General features: G+C 61.3%; 3 protein-coding genes. 2 read left to right on the forward strand and 1 reads right to left on the reverse strand.

Features of this window, described 5'->3' with window-relative positions:
• Together E3O39_RS15345 and E3O39_RS15350 are read left to right on the forward strand one after the other, a co-directional pair.
• Window positions 1-848, forward strand: an 848-nt coding sequence (locus E3O39_RS15345) for a hypothetical protein (RefSeq protein WP_370294608.1), incomplete at its 5' end; no start/stop codon positions are given.
• Between the two features lie 211 nt (window positions 849-1059).
• A complete protein-coding gene (locus tag E3O39_RS15350; RefSeq protein ID WP_134542309.1) occupies window positions 1060-2010 on the forward strand; it encodes an esterase family protein in 951 nt (316 codons plus the stop codon).
• Between the two features lie 468 nt (window positions 2011-2478).
• Here the strand turns inward: E3O39_RS15350 and E3O39_RS15355 are convergent, their stop codons facing one another.
• Window positions 2479-3114, reverse strand: coding sequence for a DUF1345 domain-containing protein (locus E3O39_RS15355; protein ID WP_241985106.1), 636 nt, complete (start codon window positions 3112-3114; stop codon window positions 2479-2481).
• Window positions 3115-3269: the final 155 nt, after the last annotated feature.

The raw sequence follows: 3269 nt of genomic DNA on the forward strand, positions 1-3269 counted from the left end.
CCTTACCGAACCCGAACATTGATCTCACACTTCTCGAACAGGACGCGGGCAGTGTGGACCACGTCGGATTCTCTTCGACATCCATGACCGAATTGGGAGTCCATTCCATGAACCGACCTATTACACGATCCAGCATCCTTGGTGTCGTTGCCATCACCGCATTCGCTGCCCTAGGCAGCGCACCCGCATTCGCCGACGCGACACCCAGCCCGTCGCCCACCTCCACGGCAACGCCCACGAAAACGCCACCCACGCTCACCAACGTGCAGGAATCAGCCGCCACCGCGACCGCGAAACGGATCACGTCCTTGAACACCGCGATCACAAAGATCACCGCCAACACCTTTCTCAGTGGCCCCGACAAGACTGCCCTCCTGGGCAACCTCAACAACGACCTCGCCGGCATGAACACCCTCGCGACGAAAATCGCTGCTGACACCGACCTGGCACAGGCCAAAACCGACTACGCCACCATCTTCACCACCTACCGCGTCTACTCGGTCTCCCTTCCCCAAGCCGCGTACACGGCACTTGCAAACACTGTCACCTCGAAGACGGCAGCGCAGCTCACCGCCGAACAGACCCGGCTCTCGGGCCTGCTATCAGGAAAGGACTCCTCTAAGTCCACCGCGGCGTTGCAGGCCAGCCTGACAGACATGACTGCCCAGATCGGTAACGCCGGCAGCGCTGTGGCCGGACTGGCCGCCGGTTCACTCGCCGCCACACCCGAACAGTACGATGGTAACCACGACGTCATGAAACCCTTCAAGGCATCTGCGACCACCGCGCGCGCAGCACTCAAACAGGCACGGACCGACGCCAAGACCATCCGCTCCGCACTCAAATAGCACCGGCCCGGCAGCGCGCCGGCCACTTCTGCCGTCGCGCTGCCGGTTCACAATAACTTGCCCTTCCGCGTTCTACGGATGCAGCGCCCGCATCGGAAGCCCTGCATTCTCGTTCGGCCCCGACTCGATCGCCCTCCGACTGGAATCGACCAGCGGTCGATGCCTGGGCGTTCCGTAGTCAACTGATAGAACCGAGACACAACCTGTGAGAATGAATTCAGGGCGCAGCAAGACCCTCATCGCGGGTGTCACTCTCCTCGTCCTGGGAGCCGCAGGCGGGTTCCTTGTCGTCCACCCGGCTTCCGCTGCCAGTCAGACCTCTCAGTCCCCATCGGACACGCCCCGGCCGGCGTCGGCCCTCGCCATCACGGGCACTATTGAGACGGTGCATATTCCGGCAACCGCATCCAATTTCACCGCCAGGGATGCCGAGGTATACCTCCCTCCGGCCGCCGTGGCCACCGACGTTCCGGCACTCCCCTTCGTGCTCATGATGATGGGCCAACCCGGGAACCCGGACGCGTCCTACATCGCTTCAGTCCTCGACACGTTCGCCCTCACCCATGACGGTCAGGCCCCCATTGTCGTGGTTGCGGACCAACTCGGTGATCCGAGTGTCGATTCACTCTGCCTGGACACTCCGGCGCACGGGAATGTGCAGACCTACATTGAGCAGGATGTCGTCAACTGGGCACGCGCGAACCTGCACATTGAAACTGATCGCGTCGATTGGACAATTGCGGGGTTCTCAAACGGTGGCCAATGCGCCATTTCCCTTGCTACCAAGTTCCCGGACGTCTGGGGAAACGTGATCAGCGCGTCCGGGACGACCTTCGCAGGCACGGAATCTGAGCCCACGGTTCTCGCCGACGTCTTCGGCGGAGACCAAGCCGCCTACGACGCGACAAAACCAGCGACCGTGATGTCGTCCACGCACTACCCCGATACCGAGGCCGTGTTCACCGTCGGGGCGGATGACTCCGTGATCGGTCCACCCCAGAAGGCGTTGAGTGCCGTGGCCCTGGATGCCGGCATGGTGACCAGCTACTACGAAGTTCCCGGCGAAGGCCACAGCGTCGGAGCGCTCCTCGGAGGACTCACGAAGGCGTTCGATGTTCTCGCCCCACGCCTCGGATTTCCGAACGCATCACCGCAGCCATAGTCCCGCACGCCGCTATCCGGCCAGCCCTGATCAGTGGACACCTGAGAGGAGGCGGATCCCATCACTCCGACCCGACGTAGCATCTCCGGCTCTGAGGGCACCTACCTATTGGGTCTTACGACCGCTTCGTCGAGAGTTCAAATTTCGCAAGCGTTGGTACCCTATTGGGGTTGGTACTGAGCACTAGTCCCAAATCCTCGGGTGGGCAACGCGACAGAACCTTCTCGGATCATGCCGCTGGCATCACTGGTCCTCACCAAGCCCCGTCCGCGGACAAAGGCACTACTTCAAACGCTCCAAACTTCAACCGCTCGATCGTCCCCAGGCCTTGAAACAGTGGATGGGGCACTCCGGTATCGCGATGCTGCGTTTGCGAGACCCGTCAGAAACTCCTGGATGGTCTCCGGGACCCGTTCGATTTTGCGGTGCGTGTCTGGCCCTATTTGCTCGAGTTAGTGGCTTCCGGGGTCAGTTGAGGATGTTCACCGCGCGGGAAATGACCAGGGCGAGCAGAATGAAGCCGGTCAGTGCCTGGTACGCCATCAGCATTTTTGCTCGGTGCGTGAGTGGCATAACGTCCGTGGGGCTGAACGCCATCATGTTTGTCAACGAGATGTAGGCGTAGTCCAAGTAGCTTGGCCGCCAGTTCTCGCCCCCTGGCGCCCCGTCATGTTGTGGGAAACGGAAGTCCACAGTCGCCGTCGCCCACTGGGCTGCGTCGCGACGCGCAACTGGACCTGACCGGTCCAGCTCCCAATACACCAACGAGAATGCAATCACGTTCGTAACCCAGACCTGCAGCGCGGTGAGGAGGACATCCGGACCGTTCACTCCCCCATAGAGAAGCTGTCGGACCGTGAAGACAACGGTGACTTGATTGGCCAGGGTCAGCAATGAGGCGAGCCCAATGGATAACCACCGGGACCATGTGGTCTCCCGCGATAGTCGGCGTGGGTTGAAGATCGTCAACGGGATCAGCAGAAGCAAACCCAACAACGGAATCACCCACCGTGGCAGAATCTGCACCTTCTCGGGAATGAGCAGATACAGAACCAGGCTCAGGATGATTGCGGCCAGGACCGGCCAGCGGTGCTCGTGCCTCACNCAGGCTCAGGATGATTGCGGCCAGGACCGGCCAGCGGTGCTCGTGCCTCACAATAGGCGTCGACGTTTCAGTCACAGTCGAGAGTGTAAGCGATCCCCAATCACGTCGACGTCGTCACCGGTGAAACGACTCTTCGAAGTGCCGACGCCCCGTT

Origin of the sequence: Cryobacterium sp. MDB2-A-1 (genome assembly GCF_004402675.1) — a bacterium.
GTDB lineage: Bacteria > Actinomycetota > Actinomycetes > Actinomycetales > Microbacteriaceae > Cryobacterium > Cryobacterium glucosi.